Genomic DNA, 15,868 nt, shown 5'->3' on the forward strand with positions numbered 1-15,868 from the left:
ATACAAAACCTACAAACGTCATGTATTCATGGACTTTTGCAGGTTAAAGCGTTATCATATGGGTGAATTCAAACGGCTGCGAAGAGGAGCGACTGTGATGAAACTGCTAATTTCACGCTTCATTGCCATCCTTATTCTGGTAATCCCCGGCCTCCTGGCCATGACGGGCTTCCTGATGATGAAAGATGATCTGTTCAATTATTTCGCCATGCATGGCGATGAGACTGCTATTCCCAAATTTGCGTGGCTGCATTTCGGCGGCGGACTGCTCTTATTCCTGGCGGGCATGACCTTCCTCGGCGGCTGGATTCTAACCCGAGACCGCAAAAAGAACTACGTAGGCCCCCGCTTCCGGGAGAAGCAGCAAACGCAGCAGCCCCCGTCCACCGAAGCCCGCTCCTAATCCTACAACTGAAACAGGGGATGTCTCAAGCCATGAACGAACCGGCTGCTGAAGCATCCCCTGTTGGTTATTGATCACCCGCTATGAGTTACCTGCTGGACACGCCCGCTCTCTCACTCAGCGCTCATTCACTCTCCAGCCGCTTCCTTGCTCCCCCGCACCAGCTCGCTGTAGAGGCCGCCCTGCTGAAGCAGCTCCTCGTGCGAGCCCTGCTGAAGCAGGCGTCCGCCCTCAAGCACCAGGATGCGGTCGGCCGCACGGATCGTGCCCAGCCGGTGAGCGATGACGAAGCTGGTCCTCCCGCGCATCAGCGCCTGGAGCCCTTCCTGAATCTTAATCTCAGTCACCGTATCGATGCTGCTTGTCGCCTCATCCAGCACCAGCATGGACGGATTCGCCAAAATTGCCCGGGCAATAGCCAAGAGTTGCTTCTGTCCCTGGCTGATGCCGCTGCCGTCCACAGACAGCATCCGGTCGTACCCATCTTGAAGTCTCATGATGAAGGCATGGGCATTGGCCAGCTTCGCGGCCTCCTCCACCTCTTCATCGGTTGCACCCAGCCGGCCGTAGCGGATATTATCGCGGATTGTGCCTTTGAACAGGAAGGAGTCCTGGAGGACGAAGGCCATATGGCTGCGCAGACTCTCGCGGGTGACCGTTGACAGCTCCCGCCCGTCCAGCGTAATACTGCCACGACTTGGGTCGTAGAAGCGGGACAGCAGGCCGATTAGCGTTGTTTTGCCGGCACCGGTAGGTCCAACCAGCGCAATCATCTCTCCGGGCTTCGCCTCGAACGTAATTCCCTGGAGCGTATCGGCGCCACCTTCATAAGAGAAGGACACATCCGTGAACTTTACGGCTCCCTCCACATGTTCCAGCTTCACCGCCTCGCCTTCATCCCGGGCCTCCGTCTCCTCATCCAACACCTCGAAAACGCGCTCCGCACCGGCGATAGCTGATAGCAAGGTATTCCACTGGTTCGCGAGATCATTCAGCGGCCGGGTGAACTGGCGGGCATATTCGGCAAAAGCAATAATAATCCCCACTGTCACCAGCCCGCGGATCGCCAGCAGCCCCCCGACTCCGGCCACGATGGCAAAGCTCAGATTGTTCAGACCATTCATCAGCTTGGGAATGAAGCCCGAAATCGATTGCGCCCAATACCCCGACAGCATAATCCGTCTATTACGCTCTCTGAAGCCGGTAATTACCCGCTCCTCCTGCGAGAAGGCTTTGATAATCCGCTGCCCGGACAAGGTCTCTTCAATGAACCCGTTCAGCTCCCCCATGTTCCGCTGCCGCTCCTTGAAGAGCGGGCCGGTACGCCGGGTAATCCAGCGCATGCCCAGCATCATCAGCGGCACCACAATGAAGGTCAGCAGCGTCAGCAGCGGGCTTAGCCACAGCATGACGCCCACCGTTCCCACCAGCGTCAGAATACTGGAAAAGATCTGAATCGCCGAGCTGTTCAGCGTCGAGCTGATATTCTCAATATCATTGGTCAGACGGCTCATAATCTCCCCCTGCTGCCTGCGGTTGAAGAAGGAGATCGGCAGGCGGTGCAGGTGCGAGAACAGATCGGTCCGCATCCGGTAGACCGTCTCCTGGGCCACCTCGATCATCCAGACATTTTGCAGCCAGGAGACCAGAGAATTCAGCAGGTAGACGAGCGCCAGAACCAGCAGGAAGACAGCCCACGTTCTGCCGCCCTCCCCGCCGAGATAATCGTCCACTGCCCGGCTGATCAGGTAAGGTCCAAGGAGGGACAAGGCTGAGCTTAGCAGAACCATGAACAGCACTAAGATCAGCTTTGTCCGGCGTTCGGCGAGATACGTCCATATGCGGCCTAGTGTGCCCGACCAGTTCTTGGCCTTCGCCTTCGGCTTCCGGCTGCCCATCGCCCCGAAGATTTTGGCTTCGCCGTGGCCTACCTCCAGCTTCGGATAGCGGAACGGCTCAATGAGTGCTTTGAACATGCTGCGCCTCCCCTGTCTGCGATTGATAGATTTTGCGGTACAGCGCGGACTCATCCATTAGCTCGGAATGGGTCCCCTGCGCAATCAGCCGTCCTTCGTCCAGCAGCAGAATCAGATCCGCCGAGGCGGTTGAGCTGATTTTCTGTGTGATCAGGAAGGTCGTGCAGGACAACTTCTTCAATTCTGCCAGCAAAAGTCCCTCCGTCACCGCATCAAGCGCACTGGTGCTGTCATCCAGAATCAGAATCGCCGGTCTGCGCACCAGCGCCCGCGCAATGCTCAGACGCTGCTTCTGCCCGCCCGACAGATTGACTCCGCGTTGCCCGAGGGCAGTATCGTAGCCTTGCGGCAGCGCCGCAACCGTGTCATGAATCTGCGCTGCCGCCGCTGCCTGCTCAATCTCTGCCTGACTCGCCGCTGCATTCCCCCAGGCTATATTCTCCCGGATCGAGCCGGTGAACAGGAGCACCTCCTGCGGTACATAGCCAATCGAGCCCCGTAAGGTCTGCATATCCATCTCCGTATGCTTCTGTCCGTCCACCAGGATGCTGCCGCTGCCGCATTCATACAGCCGGGGAATCAGCGTTACCAGAGAGGTTTTGCCTGAGCCGGTCGCGCCCATAATCGCCACACGTTCACCCGGCTGCACCGAGAAGGAGATGTCCTCCAGCACCTTAATGTCACTGCCGGGATAGCTGAAGCTGACCTGCTGGAATTCAACCTTGCCTTGGACAGCCGACGTTATACCTTCTCCTGAAGTCATGCCCAGCTCGCCAGGACCTTCACTTGCCGCCATCACTTCAGCGATCCGTCCGGATGATGCCCGTGCGCGGGAGAAGCTTACCATGATCCAGGAGAGCGCTGACAGCGCTCCCATCGTACGCAGCGAATAGTTAATGACAGCAACCGTCTGGCCCAGCGTAGCATCCCCTGCAGAGATCTCAATACGCCCAAACCACAGCACGGCCAAAATCCCGGCATTGACGATGATCATAATGAACGGTGTTGAGGTCTCGGTGAGCCTCAGCGCAGCAACAGTCGATCTCATCAGCTCTCCGCTGAACGTCGCGAACCGCCCGATCTCATGGCCCATCCGCACAAATACACGGATCAGCCGGATTCCGGTCAGATTCTCCTGAATAACACCATTCACGCCGTCAAGCCTCGTCTGCACATTGCGGAACAGCTCGGACGCCCTGCGCATCAGCCAGATCATAAATATCACCAAGAACGGCAGGGTCACGGTCAGCAGCAATCCCAGCTTGATATGTACAACAAGCGCCATAATCACGCTTCCGATCACAACCAGCGGAATACGGGTCATGAACCGCAGCCCCATGAATATCGTATCCTGTATTTGTGTTACATCCCCAGTAAGGCGGGTGATCAGGGATGAGGTAGGGAAGCGGCTAAAAATATCGTAAGAGAACGACTGTACCTTTTCATACAGTTCGTCACGCAGGTCGAACGCGAACCCCTGACTGGTATGCGACGCAAAAAAGGAGCTGAGTATTCCCGCCACAAATGCCACAGCGGCACTCCCGACCAGCACACCGCCCCACAGCCAGACGACAGCCGTGTCCTGTTGCCGGATACCGTCATCAATGATTTTGGAGATCAGCAGCGGCTGCGACAGCTCCACGGCCAGCTCAATCAGCATCATGACCAGCGCGGCAATGGCAGCGACCCGGTATTTTTTAAGAAAAGTCAACATTAGCTTCATCGAAGATACCCCATTTGCTTATTCGTAGAGCGCATCCCGCAGGCGGGTAGACATGGCAGAGCCTTGTCCCGACTTCAAAATGACCCGGCGCAGTGCCTTGTTGCTGCGGTTCAGCTCAGTGAGCTCGGCCAGCATGTCTTCCAGTAAATTCTCCGTACCCGGGATAAGCTCCCCCTTCTCCCGCAGTGCATTAATCCGTTCCTTATATTGCTCCAATTTCTCTGTCACCTGACTAACTTCCCTTCTGTTCACTATATTCTCCTGCTGAAGACACAATTGCGTTTATTATAGCACATCCCGGGCGGAAACAATGTTTGCACTGGCTACTCCGGCCCCGAGTATGATACTCTAGTAAGGTCGATTTTTTGGTCGTGTAGCAGATTAGCTGAACAGTGAAAGGACAGATGGACGTGGCACAATTATTTTTCAGGTATGGAGCTATGAACAGCGGCAAATCCATTGAGATTCTCAAGGTTGCCCATAATTATGAAGAGCAGGGCAAGTCGGTGCTCCTCTTCACACCTTCCATTGATAACCGGGATGAAGTGGGATACATCTCCTCCCGGATCGGACTGCGCAAGCAGGCCATTCCTATCGACGAGCAGACCGATATTTTCAGCATGGTCAGCAGCAGTCTGCCGAAGCCCCACTGTGTGCTGATCGACGAGTGCCAGTTCCTGAGCAAGGACTGCATCCTGCAGCTGGTGCGCATTGTGGATGAGCTGGACATTCCGGTGATGGCCTTCGGCCTCAAAAACGATTTCCAGAACAATCTGTTCGAAGGCAGCAAATATATGCTGATCTACGCTGACAAGATTGAAGAAATGAAGACCATCTGCTGGTTCTGCGCACGGAAAGCCACCATGGCGCTGCGCGTCGAGAACGGCAAGCCGGTATACAGCGGCAAACAGATCCAGATCGGCGGCAATGAAGCCTATTACCCGGTCTGCCGTAAATGCCACAAGAATCCTCCATTGTAAAATACCCTAATATACAACATTAAAACGCACTCCAGCCCTAATCCGGCCGGAATGCGTTGTTTGTTCTCCCGTCTATTGAATCGCTTGAAGCGCCTTATGCTCATCCTCCTTGCGGACGAACAGTTCATGCTGTACCGTAGCCTTTCCGCCGAAGTTAGCACGCCGTGTTGTCTCTCTCATCCCGCCGTTAATCCGGGAACGGTGCGGGATGCCCTCTGCCGCAAGGCGGCTTTTGACCCGGAAATATTGCCCCTGATCGAAAGTAGTGTACACTAATGTGCGCTCACGAGGGACAAAGAAATGCCAGATGCCTCTAAGAAAGCCCACATGCGTCACCTCCCTTTAGTTCAGATAACGTTCATTAAGAATCCGCAGATGATGCCGCTCATGTCCGATGATCAGACAGAGCTGCGCACGCACAGACATCGCTATCCCGCCAAAATTCCCTGTACGGGCATAGACGTCCTCCGCAAGACTATCTGCCAGCGCCAAGGTGGACTCCCGGACGATCCGGTAGTGCTCAATCATCTCCTGCAGCGTGAAGCGGTCGAACGCCCCGGCAGCCGCATAATCATTCTCCTCATAACCAGGCAACGGCGCCTGTTCTCCCCTCGCAAAACACAGCAAGCGGTAAGACATAATGCGGTCATTATCCGTCAGATGTCCTAGCATTTCCTTGATACTCCACTTCCCGGGGGCATAGCGGTAGGCTCCTTGCTCCTCTGTCAGCCCGCCAAGCAAAGCCAGCACCTGCTGAGTCTGCTCTCTTAGAATGATGCTCAGCTCTCCTTCGGGCGGCACCAATGTAATATATCTGGACTGAAATTCGGTGTACTCTCCTTGCGCAGGACGCTGATTCATGGTAAAAACCCCTCTCCAAACCAAATTTTAAGAAATATTTGCCGGATTGTGTCAAAACCTGTTGTTGTATCTTAACCTATTATGTATAATATCACCAGGATTACAGATTTGTTAATCTATTTCCCGGGAGTGTAAGCATGCTTGATTTTGTGCTTTATATGGTGTTTTCCATTTTAGAAACATCTGCAATGTTTTATTTGGCTTTCAAGGTTTTTAAAATTGATGTTTTTCTTGTGGAAATGATATTTGCTGCTACATTAATGGCATTTGTCTCGTTTGTTCTCCGTAATGATTATAAACTGATATTAACCGATGTATTCTTCCAATATTTATTGACCTTCTGCTTTATCTGGCTTTTATTTAGAATTCATATTTTTTATGCTGTTTCTATGACAGGACTGACATACCTTGCCTATATGTTCATACAATCCTCATGTTATCTCTTGATGAAATTAATAGGACTGTATCAAGTTGGGTTACCTTATACGTCAATAGCTGTATATCTCCTTCAATTTATTTCTGCAACCGGAGCTATAACTATTGGAACTTATATCGGCAAGAAGAAAAAAGGATTTGACTTCGTGCCTGACAAACAAAATGTCAAAGTTAAAATTGAACTACGTGAAATAAAAATTTTGATTCTAAGTGCACCCTCCTTAGTTTTTGTTATATTATTGGTGTTCCTAACAGAAAAATATTCGCAATATTTCTTCCTTATGCCCATGATTTATGCTGTTTTGCTCTATTCTTACCTATATCTTTCATATAAGAAGGATCAAACACACAATGAATTTATTAGCTAATAGAATTGCTATCACAATTAAAAATGCTAACCCCGAGGAAACTCATTCTGTCGAAGTCATGCAATACTCCCTCGGCATTATATTAAATACATTACTAATCATAGTAAGTACAGCAGTTATAGGCCTTATTGCCGGCCGTTTAACAGAATGTTTAACCTTTCTGTTAAGCTTCTGTATCCTTCGCCTCGCCTCTGGCGGATTTCATTTAAAAACAGCTATGGCTTGTAATATTGTCACTACTTTGTTAAGTACCCTACTACCCACTTTAATCACATTTTCAGAATTCGGCCTTTGGATGGCTAACTCAGCCAGTTTGCTTGTCATGATTTTATTCGCTCCAAACCCTGATAAAAACTCAAGAATTTCCGCTTCAATTTATCCTATTTTGAAGTTGGTTTCTATAGTAATGGTCTCATCTAATTTCTTTATTCAATCAACTGTGCTAGGATTGGCGTTTTTGGTCCAGTCATTAACAGTAATTCCCTGGTCAAGGAGGCAAACACATTGAGAAAATTTATCGCAAAGCAGCTTTCATCCGCTCTTGCCGGATCAGCGCGTTTCTTTGTTTCAATCATGAAGCCAGCGATTCACAGCCCGGAAGCGCCAAAAGAATTACGCAAGTAATTACACAAGGATGGGGAGTACATGCGTGTCTTACTAAACGACGGCTCTTCCCGCAGTATCCGGGAGGAGGAGATATTGTATTTCTCTAACCACAAGAATACGATATTCGTCCATACGAAAGAAGGCGAATTTGTTCTCCCTACCACTCTTTCCGATTTGTATGCAGCTTACGGAGGCATGGGCTTTGAACGTCTTGACCGCAGCAATGTAGTCAACATTGGCAATATTGACGGTTATGATCCGGAACGGAAGATTGTTCTGTTCAATCAAGGGGAACAATTTGCTACTGTATCGGAATCCAATGAAACACGTATCCGCAGATTTCTAGCTTCAAGGAAAAACGAATCACCGTTATAGAAAGTAAAAAAGCAGCGATCCTCCAATAAGAGGGTCGCTGCTTTTTTTACAGTCATATATGGCTAATTAAAACAAATTCAATCATTATCACATATTATCCAACTTATGTAAAGAAAAATTCAGAGGGCGAATCCCAGCAGACGGATTATATTCCAGATGGTACCATTTAGCTAGAAGCATATTATGAATATTGTGATTATCTTTCTCACCACTCTCAACCATGATGGAGGAATACAATGGAAACTTACTTTCATCCTTCTCCGCGCCCCTCATCACTTGAGCTATTGTCTGACGAACAATTAAAGAGCATCTACGAATTGGCGCTGGAAGCCAAGGCTTCACCGGATTTTATTCAGATTATCAGGAACGTTCTCACTACGCGGAATATCTCAAAAACCCAACATCATTAGAATGCGAAGCTCTCCATCCATAAGTTACACCTGCACAGACGACCAAAAACCATCCTCCATGTTAAACGGGGATGGTTTTTGGTGTGTAGCAACCTTTTGTCTACTCGATGATTTCGGTCTTGAACACGTTCTCCAGCTTACCGCCGAGGCGCTTTTTCAGGGGAACCTTGATGTCGCGTCCCAGCTCTTTGAAGAAGGTCTCTGCATCACATTTGACGTTCTGAGCCATGGCAATGACGGTTCCATCGGCAACGATATTCTGATTCACTTCAAGCGGTACATCTACTTCGATATCGTATTTTTTGGTCAGTGTCTTGATGTATCGTGCAAAAATCTCCAACAGCTCTTCGTTGTTGAAATTCTCGATCGCAGCTTTTCCTTTACTGGTAAACTTCATATTGATTCTCATGTTTCTTATCCCCTTTTCTGTCTAACCATTTGTAGTTTGTTTATGGATCAAGATGAATAGATGGCTGCAAGAAAGGGCAACATTATTCATTTTTGAAGCAAGCTAAGCCGGGCCCTTCATTACTTATATATGCCCTTGATCTGCTGCACTTTGAACTGGGTGAATTCCTTCAAGGCCTGAATAACCTGGTCCTGTTCGTCTTCCTTCAGCTCATAGATACCTTCACGCAACCATTCACCAAATAAGTACGCCTGGCGTCCCTGACGCGGCTGCCTGCGGAGACTGTCCAGACTTCCCTCGAATTTATCGTTCAGCACGTCGGTCAGGTTGTATTTCTCAATCTTCTCAATAACCATTCCTGCCCCATATTCCGTTTCATAAACGATGACCTCGTCAGAATCGAAGGAAACATATGACGTTTCTTTGTCTTCCTTCGCCCGGAATTCCTTCAGCTTGTTAAATGCCGTCTCGTAGATATAGTCCTGAGACTGATTATGCTGCGGCAGCTTGTATCCCTGCTTGAGTGTCTTGATATACTCGATATCAGGCATATAGTCGGCCAAATGATACATCCGGTTCTTGAGATCTCCTCCGAGGGCCTCAATGATCTTGTCGAGGTTATCCTTCAGCGGGATACTCTCTCCCCGTTCAATCTTGCTGAGCTGTGAATAGCTGATGCCGCTCTTCTCTTCCAGCCCCCTGAGGGTTAATCCGCGGGCCTTTCTGAAGTGCCGGATGAAATTCCCCAGCTCATCGGGGTAATTATCGAAATCGTTCATTTGAGCCACCTCTACCTATATCATAACACAAGACAACAATTTGTGTTTCATAATAACAATTGTTTGTGTAAAATCTTTGTTCCTGAACCGTAAAAACCAACACATCCATTTAATATATATGGAGTTAATCCCCATAAATGCAAGCTCACGTGATCCGATTTCCTTATTCTCTCAAAAACACCCCGATTTTATCCGATATACTCTAATGTAAACTTAATACCACAACTGGAGGAATGTTCATGTCTTACACAATGGAAGTCAATGTTGCAAAAAACCAGGTGATCGTTAGGGCCTACGGGTTGACTGAGAGTGACGTACCCGCATACATAGCAGATTTCGAAAATGCACTGAAGCAGCTGAAGCCGGGCTTCACCGGATTCACCGATGTGACGGGTTCCCCAACCGTGCTCTCCCCTGAAGTAGCCGCAATGCTCGCTCCCACCGGTGACCGCGCGATAGAAGCAGGGGTAGGAGGCTGGGTATACGTTGCAGATTCCCCGGTCTGGAAAATGCAAATGAAACGGCTGTTCGGCAAATTCGCCGTACATTACCCTACATATCAAGAAGCCGATGCTTACCTGAGCAGCCTGGGCAACCAGTCCGTTAATTAAGTAGGAGGAGGAAGTTCTCTTGTTACCCATCTCTTCAACTTCTTCTCCGGGTGTTATCCCCGTGACGGATTCGAATTCGATGCATGCGATTATCTCAAGCAGTATCACATATGACCGTAACAGGATCGACAGCAAGATTTCGGAGTTAGCTTCAGAATTGCGGGAAGACAGCAGTGCGCTGCACAGCACAATAATGTTCCAAGCTCACTCTCCCGGATTAAAGAGGACAGCGATGAGATCAATTCCTCCAACCCGGAAACCAGCACCGACCCTGCTCCAGATTCAACTTCGCTGGATATTCTGGTGTGACTGCACATGTAAAAACCGTTCCTTACCGGAACGGTTTTTACTTTGTTAACGGATTCACCACATATAATGACCCAGGTATTTTTTATTATTCCTTAATACCCCGGCCAAGGACGCCGCACACAATATAATATAGAGTCCCAGGAAAAGCGGCATGGACAGGACCGCCTTACGCTCAATAATTCCCATTCCAATAAAAGTCATCCCTAATATGAGATAGGGCAGGACCATCCCTCTTTGAAAAGAGGCCCGCTCCTCCTTACTCAAACCATCCCTAACGGATTGCCGAAGGAACACATCAAGTCCAAAAAAGTGACAAGCCGCTTGTGTGAGCATCCAGATCCCTAAAAGAATCTGCGCTATGATTTATACCACCTCCTTTGCTTATCCCTTCATTATAAACTAAAAAAGCCACTCGAATGAAGGAGTGGCTTGATTTGTTATTTATTCCGTTGACGAGCTTCACTAGCTTTGATATATAATATATTCCAGCAGTTTACAATATTCATCCTCATGATACCTTTGATTTTCGTTGTTCAATCCAATCCTTACTATATAGCTATTATCTCATTTGTTGTTCTCTATTCGCTTTTAACAGGCGTTTACAGATCACATGCAAGCCATGACGCAGACGTGGCCGTTACTCAATGGCGACTGTCTCAGGATCATCCTAGACAAATAGAACGTTACATCATAACCGACCACTGTATGGAGCCACATTGTTGCACTTCTTGCAGGATTCCCCTGAAATCTTACTGGCTGTGGAGTTAGGCCTCTACATCATCGCAGCAGCGCCGAATGTAATCGGTTTTTCGATTACATTTGGGCCACATGCCTCTGCCGCGCTCAATGTAATCGGTTTTTCGATTACATTTGAGCCACATGCCTCTGCCGCTCTCAATGTAATCGGTTTTTCGATTACATTTGGGCCACATGCCTCTGCCGCACTCAATGCAATCGGTTTTTCGATTACATTTGGGCCACATGCCCACGCAGCGCCGAATATCGTTGGCTTTTCGTGTATATCGGACCTGGCTTCAGTGAAACAAAATACCACTGGCTATTGGGGAATACGATTTCCCATTAGCCAGTGGTATTTATTGTTAAGCTATTCCTGCCCCTAACCCTTTCAAGACACCTTATGCTCAATGCGCAGCTTGTCGGCGACCATGGCAATAAATTCCGAGTTAGTTGGCTTGGATTTGGAGATATTAATCGTATAGCCGAACAGGTGGGAGATGCTGTCGATATTGCCACGGGTCCAGGCGACTTCAATCGCGTGACGGATGGCGCGTTCTACGCGGGAAGGCGTGGTCTTGAACTTCTCGGCAATAGCCGGATACAGCGTCTTGGTGATGGCACCAAGTATCTCAATGTTGTTATAGACCATGGTGATGGCTTCACGCAGGTATTGGTAGCCTTTGATATGCGCAGGGACGCCGATTTCATGAATGATTGAGGTAATATTCGCGTCCAGGTTCTTGCCCTTGGACAGCGGAACCACATTACTGGAAGATCTGGAAGAAGAATAGCCGGACATGCTTCCGGAAGTGCTCATGCTGCCCTGCGTGCCGACCAGCTGACGCACACGGTTCGCCAGAACCTCCATGTCAAACGGTTTCAGAATATAATAAGAGGCTCCAAGCTGAACGGCTCTCTGTGTAATGTTCTCCTGGCCAAAAGCGGTCAGCATAATGATCTTGGGCTGCGGGTTCAGATCCATATCACGCAGGCGTTCAAGAACGCCGAGGCCGTCCAGATGCGGCATAATAATATCAAGGATAAGGACATCGGGGATCTTGCGTGCTCCGCTGAGCATCTGAAGTACCTCTTCCCCATTGTAGGCAATGCCTGTCACTGTCATATCTTCTTGTTCAGTAATGTACTCGGCGAGCAAGTTCGTGAACTCCCTGTTATCATCGGCCAACAACACTTCAATATTCTGCACTGGCTGCTTCCTCCTTATATATCTGCTATTCAGAAAATATTTATCATCTTCTCTCCCTATAACTTTCGACATCACGTTTGAATATCCTTCTGTCGAAAATTATTTTTCTTTATTTTTTTTCGGTGTTGATTTATAATTAAATATTTTGTTTCACGTTTCGAGGATAATCGCTGCCCTTCGACAAAAAAATCTTAAGGCTAAACCGCCTTAAGATTGTATTGAAGCTCCTGATCCTGTTGAACCACACCGGAGTCCCTAAGCATCCACTCAATGAAGCAGCCATACCCTGACTTAGGATCATTGACGAACACATGGGTCACTGCACCGATTAGACGGCCGTTCTGGACAATCGGGCTGCCACTCATCCCCTGGACAATCCCCCCGGTCTTATCGAGCAGACGCGGGTCGGTGATGCGCAGCACCATGCCCTTAGTAGCAGGGGTCTGTTGACGGGCCACATGGATGATCTCTACGTTGAAGCGTTCGACCTGCTGACCATCGACGACAGTAAGAATCTGTGCGGGACCTTCCTTCACTTCCGAACTCATGGCTACCGGAATCGGCTCCTGATACAGGCTGTGCTCGGGATTACGGGTCATTTTACCGAAAATTCCGAAATCCGTGTTGCTCTCCACATTTCCGAGAACCTGGCTTTCCTTCAGAAAATGGGCCCGTTTCTCCCCCGGATCGCCATCCTGGCTCTTGGAGATTGAAGTGACGCTGGACTGCACGATATGGCCGCTGCCAACCACAATCGGCGTACCTGTGTTCATGTCAGTGATGACATGCCCAAGGGCCCCATACACACCCTGCTTCGGGGCATAGAAAGTTAGGGTCCCTACACCTGCTGCGGAATCGCGGATGTAGAGCCCGAGCCGCCACACCTTGTCTGTGCGGTCATACGCGGGCTTCAGCTGAGCCGTATGCTCTTTACCGCCGCGTTTGTAGACGATGCTTAAGGAATCATTGCTTTTGCCGGCCTGCTCGACCAGCCTTGCTACCTTCGATACCTCGTCCAGCTTCACCCCGTTGATGGAGATCATCAGATCGCCGGGCAGGATGCCGCTGTTCTCGCCGGGTGAAATCTTGGACTGCTCCGATACTTCAATCAGATGATGACCAACAACCAGCACGCCTGCCGACTTCACCTTCACGCCAATCGTCTGACCTCCGGGGATGACCTTAAGTTCATTCTCGGTTCCCTGTACCGCCCTAAGCGGCTGATGTTCAAGCGGTGCTGCGTGGATCTGTGAGGGTCCCGTTATGCCTGATAAACTGAGAAAGAAGGCAAATAAAAGGCCGGGCATTAACTTCCTGAGGTTAGGCTTCAATGGCTGTCACACTCCCTTTTGCTTCTTTCGCTTGACGAAAAAGGTGGTCGCCAATTGCGTACCTATAAGATAACCCTGCCCCCAGGCTTTTATTACTGTCAATCATTGTCCCGCTTAGCTTGCAGCTGCCTTGCTGGCCTCGGCCAGACCCAGCATCTCCTGTGCGTGATGCAATGTTTTTTCGGTAATTTCCACACCGCCCAGCATCCGGGCCAGCTCCATTACGCGGCCTTCAGCCGAGAGGGAGTCCACCTCGGTCATCGTGCGTCCGTCTTCGACTTTTTTGGCAATCAGGTATTGATGATCCGCCATACAGGCCACCTGCGGCAGGTGGGTAATGGAGAACACCTGGCAGGTGGAGGACAGCTTATACAGCTTGTCCGCGATGGACTGGGCTGCCCGCCCGCTAACCCCGGTATCCACCTCATCAAAGATAAGGACTGGAATCGCATCATGCCGCGCAAAAATACTCTTCATTGCCAGCATAATCCGCGACAGCTCTCCGCCGGAGGCGATCTTGCCCAGCGGACGCAGCGGCTCGCCGGGATTCGGGGAGATCATGAATTCAGCGCTGTCGATCCCCTGCCGGGTCAGACGGTACCGCCGTCCCTGATACTCCATGCCGCGTGGATCTTCGAGCGTCTCCATCTTCACCTGGAGTGAGGTCCGTTCCATCTGCAGATCCTTCAGCTCTCCCTCGACCTGTGAAGCAAGATCCGTCGCACACTGCCGCCGCGCTCCGCTCAGAGCTTCGGCTGACTCCATTAAGATATGAAGCAGGCCATCGCGTTTGGCCGTTAATTTCAGGATATATTCGTCTTTATTCTCCAGAAGATCCGTCTCCCGCTCAATCTGCTGATAATATTCCAGAATCTGCTCCACGCTATCCCCGTATTTGCGCTGCAGTCCTGTGATCAGATCCAGCCGGTTCTCAATATCCTCCAGCCGCGCCGGATTGAACTCGATCTCTTCACGGTAGTCGCGCAGCTGAAACGCCGCATCCTCCAGCTGGTAATAAGCCGACTGCAATTGCTCGAAGACTGCCCGCAGACCCTTCTCGTCATACCGCACCGCATCTTCAAGCCTGGAGATTACATTGCCAATGGACTCCAGCCCTTGCCTGTCATACAGCAGCTCGTATGCGCCGGATACTGAATCCATCATTTTCTCACTGTGGGATAGTTTTACCCGTTCTTCGGCAAGTAATTCATCTTCTCCCGGTTTTAGTCCCGCAGCAGAAATTTCCTCCAGCTGAAAACGGTACAAATCCAGCATCTGATACGCCTTTTGGCTGGATTCCTGAAGTTCCCGGAGTTCTTTTTCCACTTTGGCGAAGGCTGTATATTTCTCCTGATAATCCGCTTTGAGCGGTCCGATCACCGGTTCCCCATAGGTATCCAGCAACCCTAAGTGACGTTCAGCCTTCAGCAGGTTCTGATGCTCATGTTGTCCGTGAATATTGACCAGTTGTTCCCCGATTTCGCGCAGCATGCTCAGATTGACCATCTGGCCGTTCACGCGCGAGGTACTCTTGCCCTGGGAGGTAATCTCCCGGCGGATCACCAGATGCTCCTCACGCTCTGCCCCGATGCCCAGCCGCTCCAGCGTATCCCAGACCGGATGAGTTCCCGGCAGACTGAAAAGCGCTTCCATTTCGGCCTTCTCACACCCGTACCGGATGGAGTCAGCGGAACCGCGTCCCCCGGCAATGAGTGCGAGCGCATCGATGATAATTGATTTTCCGGCACCGGTCTCCCCTGTAAGCACATGGAATCCCGGATAAAAATGCACATCCACCGCCTCAACCACGGCCAGATTGCGTATAGACAATGTCTCTAACACGAATACTGCACCTCCGACATGATGATTGTCTGTCTGCCCGCAGGCTGAATTACGATATATAGCCCATAATTTGTGAAATGACGTCCTTGCTGTCCTCCGGCTGGCGGCAGATAATCAGAATGGTGTCGTCTCCGGAGATCGTACCCATAATTTGCGGCCAGTCGATATTGTCGATCAGCGCAGCCACGGAATTGGCCGTTCCCGGCAGACATTTCATGACCACAAGATTCGCGGAATAGTCGATTTGTACAAAGTTGTCCACCAGCACCCGCTTCAGCTTCTGAGTCGGATTGTAACGCTGGTCGGTGGGCAGAGAATACTTGTAACGCCCGTCATCCATCGGTACCTTGATCAGCAACAGTTCCTTAATATCGCGGGATACGGTAGCCTGTGTTACTTGAAAGCCTGCTTCCCGTAGCGCCTCGACCAGATCATCCTGGGTTTCGATTTCCTTTTGCGAGATAATTTCTCTAATCTTGATATGCCTGTGTCCCTTCATTGTTGC

The 15,868-nt window shown here is 50.1% G+C and carries 19 protein-coding genes; 8 read left to right on the forward strand and 11 right to left on the reverse strand.

The features are described from left to right. Nucleotides 1–97 precede the first annotated feature (97 nt). Nucleotides 98–403: a DUF2627 domain-containing protein gene (locus tag NSS83_RS08225; protein WP_341184875.1), complete on the forward strand. Its 306-nt coding sequence runs from the start codon at nucleotides 98–100 to the stop codon at nucleotides 401–403. 128 nt (nucleotides 404–531) lie between these two features. On the opposite strand, the gene NSS83_RS08230 is transcribed toward NSS83_RS08225, so the two are convergent. From NSS83_RS08230 to NSS83_RS08240, 3 genes are read right to left on the reverse strand one after another with little or no spacing between them, the layout of a single operon-like run. Continuing rightward, nucleotides 532–2,379 (reverse strand): ABC transporter ATP-binding protein, encoded by a 1,848-nt coding sequence (locus NSS83_RS08230; protein ID WP_341348021.1) that lies wholly within the window; start codon nucleotides 2,377–2,379, stop codon nucleotides 532–534. Beyond that, nucleotides 2,360–4,102 carry an ABC transporter ATP-binding protein gene (locus NSS83_RS08235; protein ID WP_341348022.1) on the reverse strand — a complete coding sequence of 581 codons (1,743 nt, stop codon included), beginning with the start codon at nucleotides 4,100–4,102 and terminating at the stop codon, nucleotides 2,360–2,362. The genes NSS83_RS08230 and NSS83_RS08235 overlap by 20 nt, the downstream gene beginning before the upstream one ends. Before the next feature lie 18 nt (nucleotides 4,103–4,120). Continuing rightward, nucleotides 4,121–4,330, reverse strand: coding sequence for a hypothetical protein (locus NSS83_RS08240; protein ID WP_340752771.1), 210 nt, complete (start codon nucleotides 4,328–4,330; stop codon nucleotides 4,121–4,123). A gap of 182 nt (nucleotides 4,331–4,512) precedes the next feature. On the opposite strand from NSS83_RS08240, the gene NSS83_RS08245 reads away from it, so the two are divergent. Then, a complete protein-coding gene (locus tag NSS83_RS08245) occupies nucleotides 4,513–5,082 on the forward strand; it encodes a thymidine kinase (RefSeq protein ID WP_341348023.1) in 570 nt (189 codons plus the stop codon). 72 nt (nucleotides 5,083–5,154) lie between these two features. On the opposite strand, the gene NSS83_RS08250 is transcribed toward NSS83_RS08245, so the two are convergent. Both NSS83_RS08250 and NSS83_RS08255 read right to left on the reverse strand, forming a co-directional pair. Next, nucleotides 5,155–5,409: a hypothetical protein gene (locus NSS83_RS08250; RefSeq protein ID WP_341348024.1), complete on the reverse strand. Its 255-nt coding sequence runs from the start codon at nucleotides 5,407–5,409 to the stop codon at nucleotides 5,155–5,157. A 15-nt stretch (nucleotides 5,410–5,424) separates the two neighbouring features. Beyond that, complete coding sequence (locus NSS83_RS08255) at nucleotides 5,425–5,943, reverse strand: DinB family protein (RefSeq protein WP_341348025.1); 519 nt, start codon at nucleotides 5,941–5,943, stop codon at nucleotides 5,425–5,427. A gap of 137 nt (nucleotides 5,944–6,080) precedes the next feature. Here NSS83_RS08255 and NSS83_RS08260 point away from each other — a divergent pair, with 137 nt between their 5' ends. Genes NSS83_RS08260 through NSS83_RS08275 form a run of 4 tightly spaced genes read left to right on the forward strand, consistent with a single transcriptional unit; the run spans nucleotide 6,081 to nucleotide 7,727 of the window. Next, on the forward strand, nucleotides 6,081–6,746 hold the full coding sequence (locus NSS83_RS08260) for a hypothetical protein (RefSeq protein WP_341348026.1): 666 nt from the start codon (nucleotides 6,081–6,083) through the stop codon (nucleotides 6,744–6,746). Further along, a complete protein-coding gene (locus NSS83_RS08265) occupies nucleotides 6,730–7,254 on the forward strand; it encodes an accessory gene regulator B family protein (RefSeq protein WP_341184871.1) in 525 nt (174 codons plus the stop codon). Before NSS83_RS08260 ends, NSS83_RS08265 begins: the two co-directional genes overlap by 17 nt. After that, complete coding sequence (locus NSS83_RS08270; RefSeq protein WP_341184870.1) at nucleotides 7,251–7,370, forward strand: cyclic lactone autoinducer peptide; 120 nt, start codon at nucleotides 7,251–7,253, stop codon at nucleotides 7,368–7,370. The genes NSS83_RS08265 and NSS83_RS08270 overlap by 4 nt, the downstream gene beginning before the upstream one ends. Nucleotides 7,371–7,391: 21 nt before the next feature. Then, nucleotides 7,392–7,727 (forward strand): LytTR family DNA-binding domain-containing protein, encoded by a 336-nt coding sequence (locus NSS83_RS08275; protein WP_341184869.1) that lies wholly within the window; start codon nucleotides 7,392–7,394, stop codon nucleotides 7,725–7,727. A gap of 510 nt (nucleotides 7,728–8,237) precedes the next feature. Here the strand turns inward: NSS83_RS08275 and NSS83_RS08280 are convergent. Further along, a complete protein-coding gene (locus NSS83_RS08280; protein ID WP_036698353.1) occupies nucleotides 8,238–8,546 on the reverse strand; it encodes a hypothetical protein in 309 nt (102 codons plus the stop codon). A gap of 119 nt (nucleotides 8,547–8,665) precedes the next feature. Beyond that, nucleotides 8,666–9,325, reverse strand: coding sequence for a helix-turn-helix transcriptional regulator (locus tag NSS83_RS08285; RefSeq protein ID WP_341184868.1), 660 nt, complete (start codon nucleotides 9,323–9,325; stop codon nucleotides 8,666–8,668). 239 nt (nucleotides 9,326–9,564) lie between these two features. Here NSS83_RS08285 and NSS83_RS08290 point away from each other — a divergent pair, with 239 nt between their 5' ends. Both NSS83_RS08290 and NSS83_RS08295 read left to right on the forward strand, forming a co-directional pair. Beyond that, nucleotides 9,565–9,936, forward strand: a complete 372-nt coding sequence (locus NSS83_RS08290) for a hypothetical protein (protein ID WP_341184867.1) — start codon at nucleotides 9,565–9,567, stop codon at nucleotides 9,934–9,936. 1,028 nt (nucleotides 9,937–10,964) lie between these two features. Beyond that, complete coding sequence (locus tag NSS83_RS08295; RefSeq protein ID WP_341348027.1) at nucleotides 10,965–11,366, forward strand: hypothetical protein; 402 nt, start codon at nucleotides 10,965–10,967, stop codon at nucleotides 11,364–11,366. 5 nt (nucleotides 11,367–11,371) lie between these two features. Here NSS83_RS08295 and spo0A read toward each other — a convergent pair whose 3' ends face one another. From spo0A to argR, 4 genes are all read right to left on the reverse strand, one after another. Beyond that, a complete protein-coding gene (spo0A, locus tag NSS83_RS08300) occupies nucleotides 11,372–12,190 on the reverse strand; it encodes a sporulation transcription factor Spo0A (RefSeq protein WP_036731960.1) in 819 nt (272 codons plus the stop codon). Between the two features lie 197 nt (nucleotides 12,191–12,387). Continuing rightward, complete coding sequence (spoIVB, locus tag NSS83_RS08305) at nucleotides 12,388–13,521, reverse strand: SpoIVB peptidase (RefSeq protein ID WP_341348028.1); 1,134 nt, start codon at nucleotides 13,519–13,521, stop codon at nucleotides 12,388–12,390. 114 nt (nucleotides 13,522–13,635) lie between these two features. Beyond that, nucleotides 13,636–15,363 carry a DNA repair protein RecN gene (recN, locus tag NSS83_RS08310; protein ID WP_341348029.1) on the reverse strand — a complete coding sequence of 576 codons (1,728 nt, stop codon included), beginning with the start codon at nucleotides 15,361–15,363 and terminating at the stop codon, nucleotides 13,636–13,638. Between the two features lie 49 nt (nucleotides 15,364–15,412). Further along, complete coding sequence (argR, locus tag NSS83_RS08315) at nucleotides 15,413–15,862, reverse strand: transcriptional regulator ArgR (protein ID WP_340752740.1); 450 nt, start codon at nucleotides 15,860–15,862, stop codon at nucleotides 15,413–15,415. Nucleotides 15,863–15,868 lie beyond the last annotated feature (6 nt).

Source organism: Paenibacillus sp. FSL H3-0469, from assembly GCF_038051945.1.
In the GTDB taxonomy this organism is placed as follows: Bacteria; Bacillota; Bacilli; order Paenibacillales; family Paenibacillaceae; genus Paenibacillus_AQ.

What these genes read in the sequence shown, in the direction of transcription:
- NSS83_RS08225 (WP_341184875.1), top strand. Translation starts at nt 98, where the DNA reads ATGAAACTGCTAATTTCACGCTTCATTGCCATCCTTATTCTGGTAATC.
- NSS83_RS08230 (WP_341348021.1), bottom strand. Translation starts at nt 2,379, where the DNA reads ATGTTCAAAGCACTCATTGAGCCGTTCCGCTATCCGAAGCTGGAGGTA.
- NSS83_RS08235 (WP_341348022.1), bottom strand. Translation starts at nt 4,102, where the DNA reads ATGAAGCTAATGTTGACTTTTCTTAAAAAATACCGGGTCGCTGCCATT.
- NSS83_RS08255 (WP_341348025.1), bottom strand. Translation starts at nt 5,943, where the DNA reads ATGAATCAGCGTCCTGCGCAAGGAGAGTACACCGAATTTCAGTCCAGA.
- NSS83_RS08260 (WP_341348026.1), top strand. Translation starts at nt 6,081, where the DNA reads ATGCTTGATTTTGTGCTTTATATGGTGTTTTCCATTTTAGAAACATCT.
- NSS83_RS08265 (WP_341184871.1), top strand. Translation starts at nt 6,730, where the DNA reads ATGAATTTATTAGCTAATAGAATTGCTATCACAATTAAAAATGCTAAC.
- NSS83_RS08275 (WP_341184869.1), top strand. Translation starts at nt 7,392, where the DNA reads ATGCGTGTCTTACTAAACGACGGCTCTTCCCGCAGTATCCGGGAGGAG.
- NSS83_RS08280 (WP_036698353.1), bottom strand. Translation starts at nt 8,546, where the DNA reads ATGAGAATCAATATGAAGTTTACCAGTAAAGGAAAAGCTGCGATCGAG.
- NSS83_RS08285 (WP_341184868.1), bottom strand. Translation starts at nt 9,325, where the DNA reads ATGAACGATTTCGATAATTACCCCGATGAGCTGGGGAATTTCATCCGG.
- NSS83_RS08290 (WP_341184867.1), top strand. Translation starts at nt 9,565, where the DNA reads ATGTCTTACACAATGGAAGTCAATGTTGCAAAAAACCAGGTGATCGTT.
- argR (WP_340752740.1), bottom strand. Translation starts at nt 15,862, where the DNA reads ATGAAGGGACACAGGCATATCAAGATTAGAGAAATTATCTCGCAAAAG.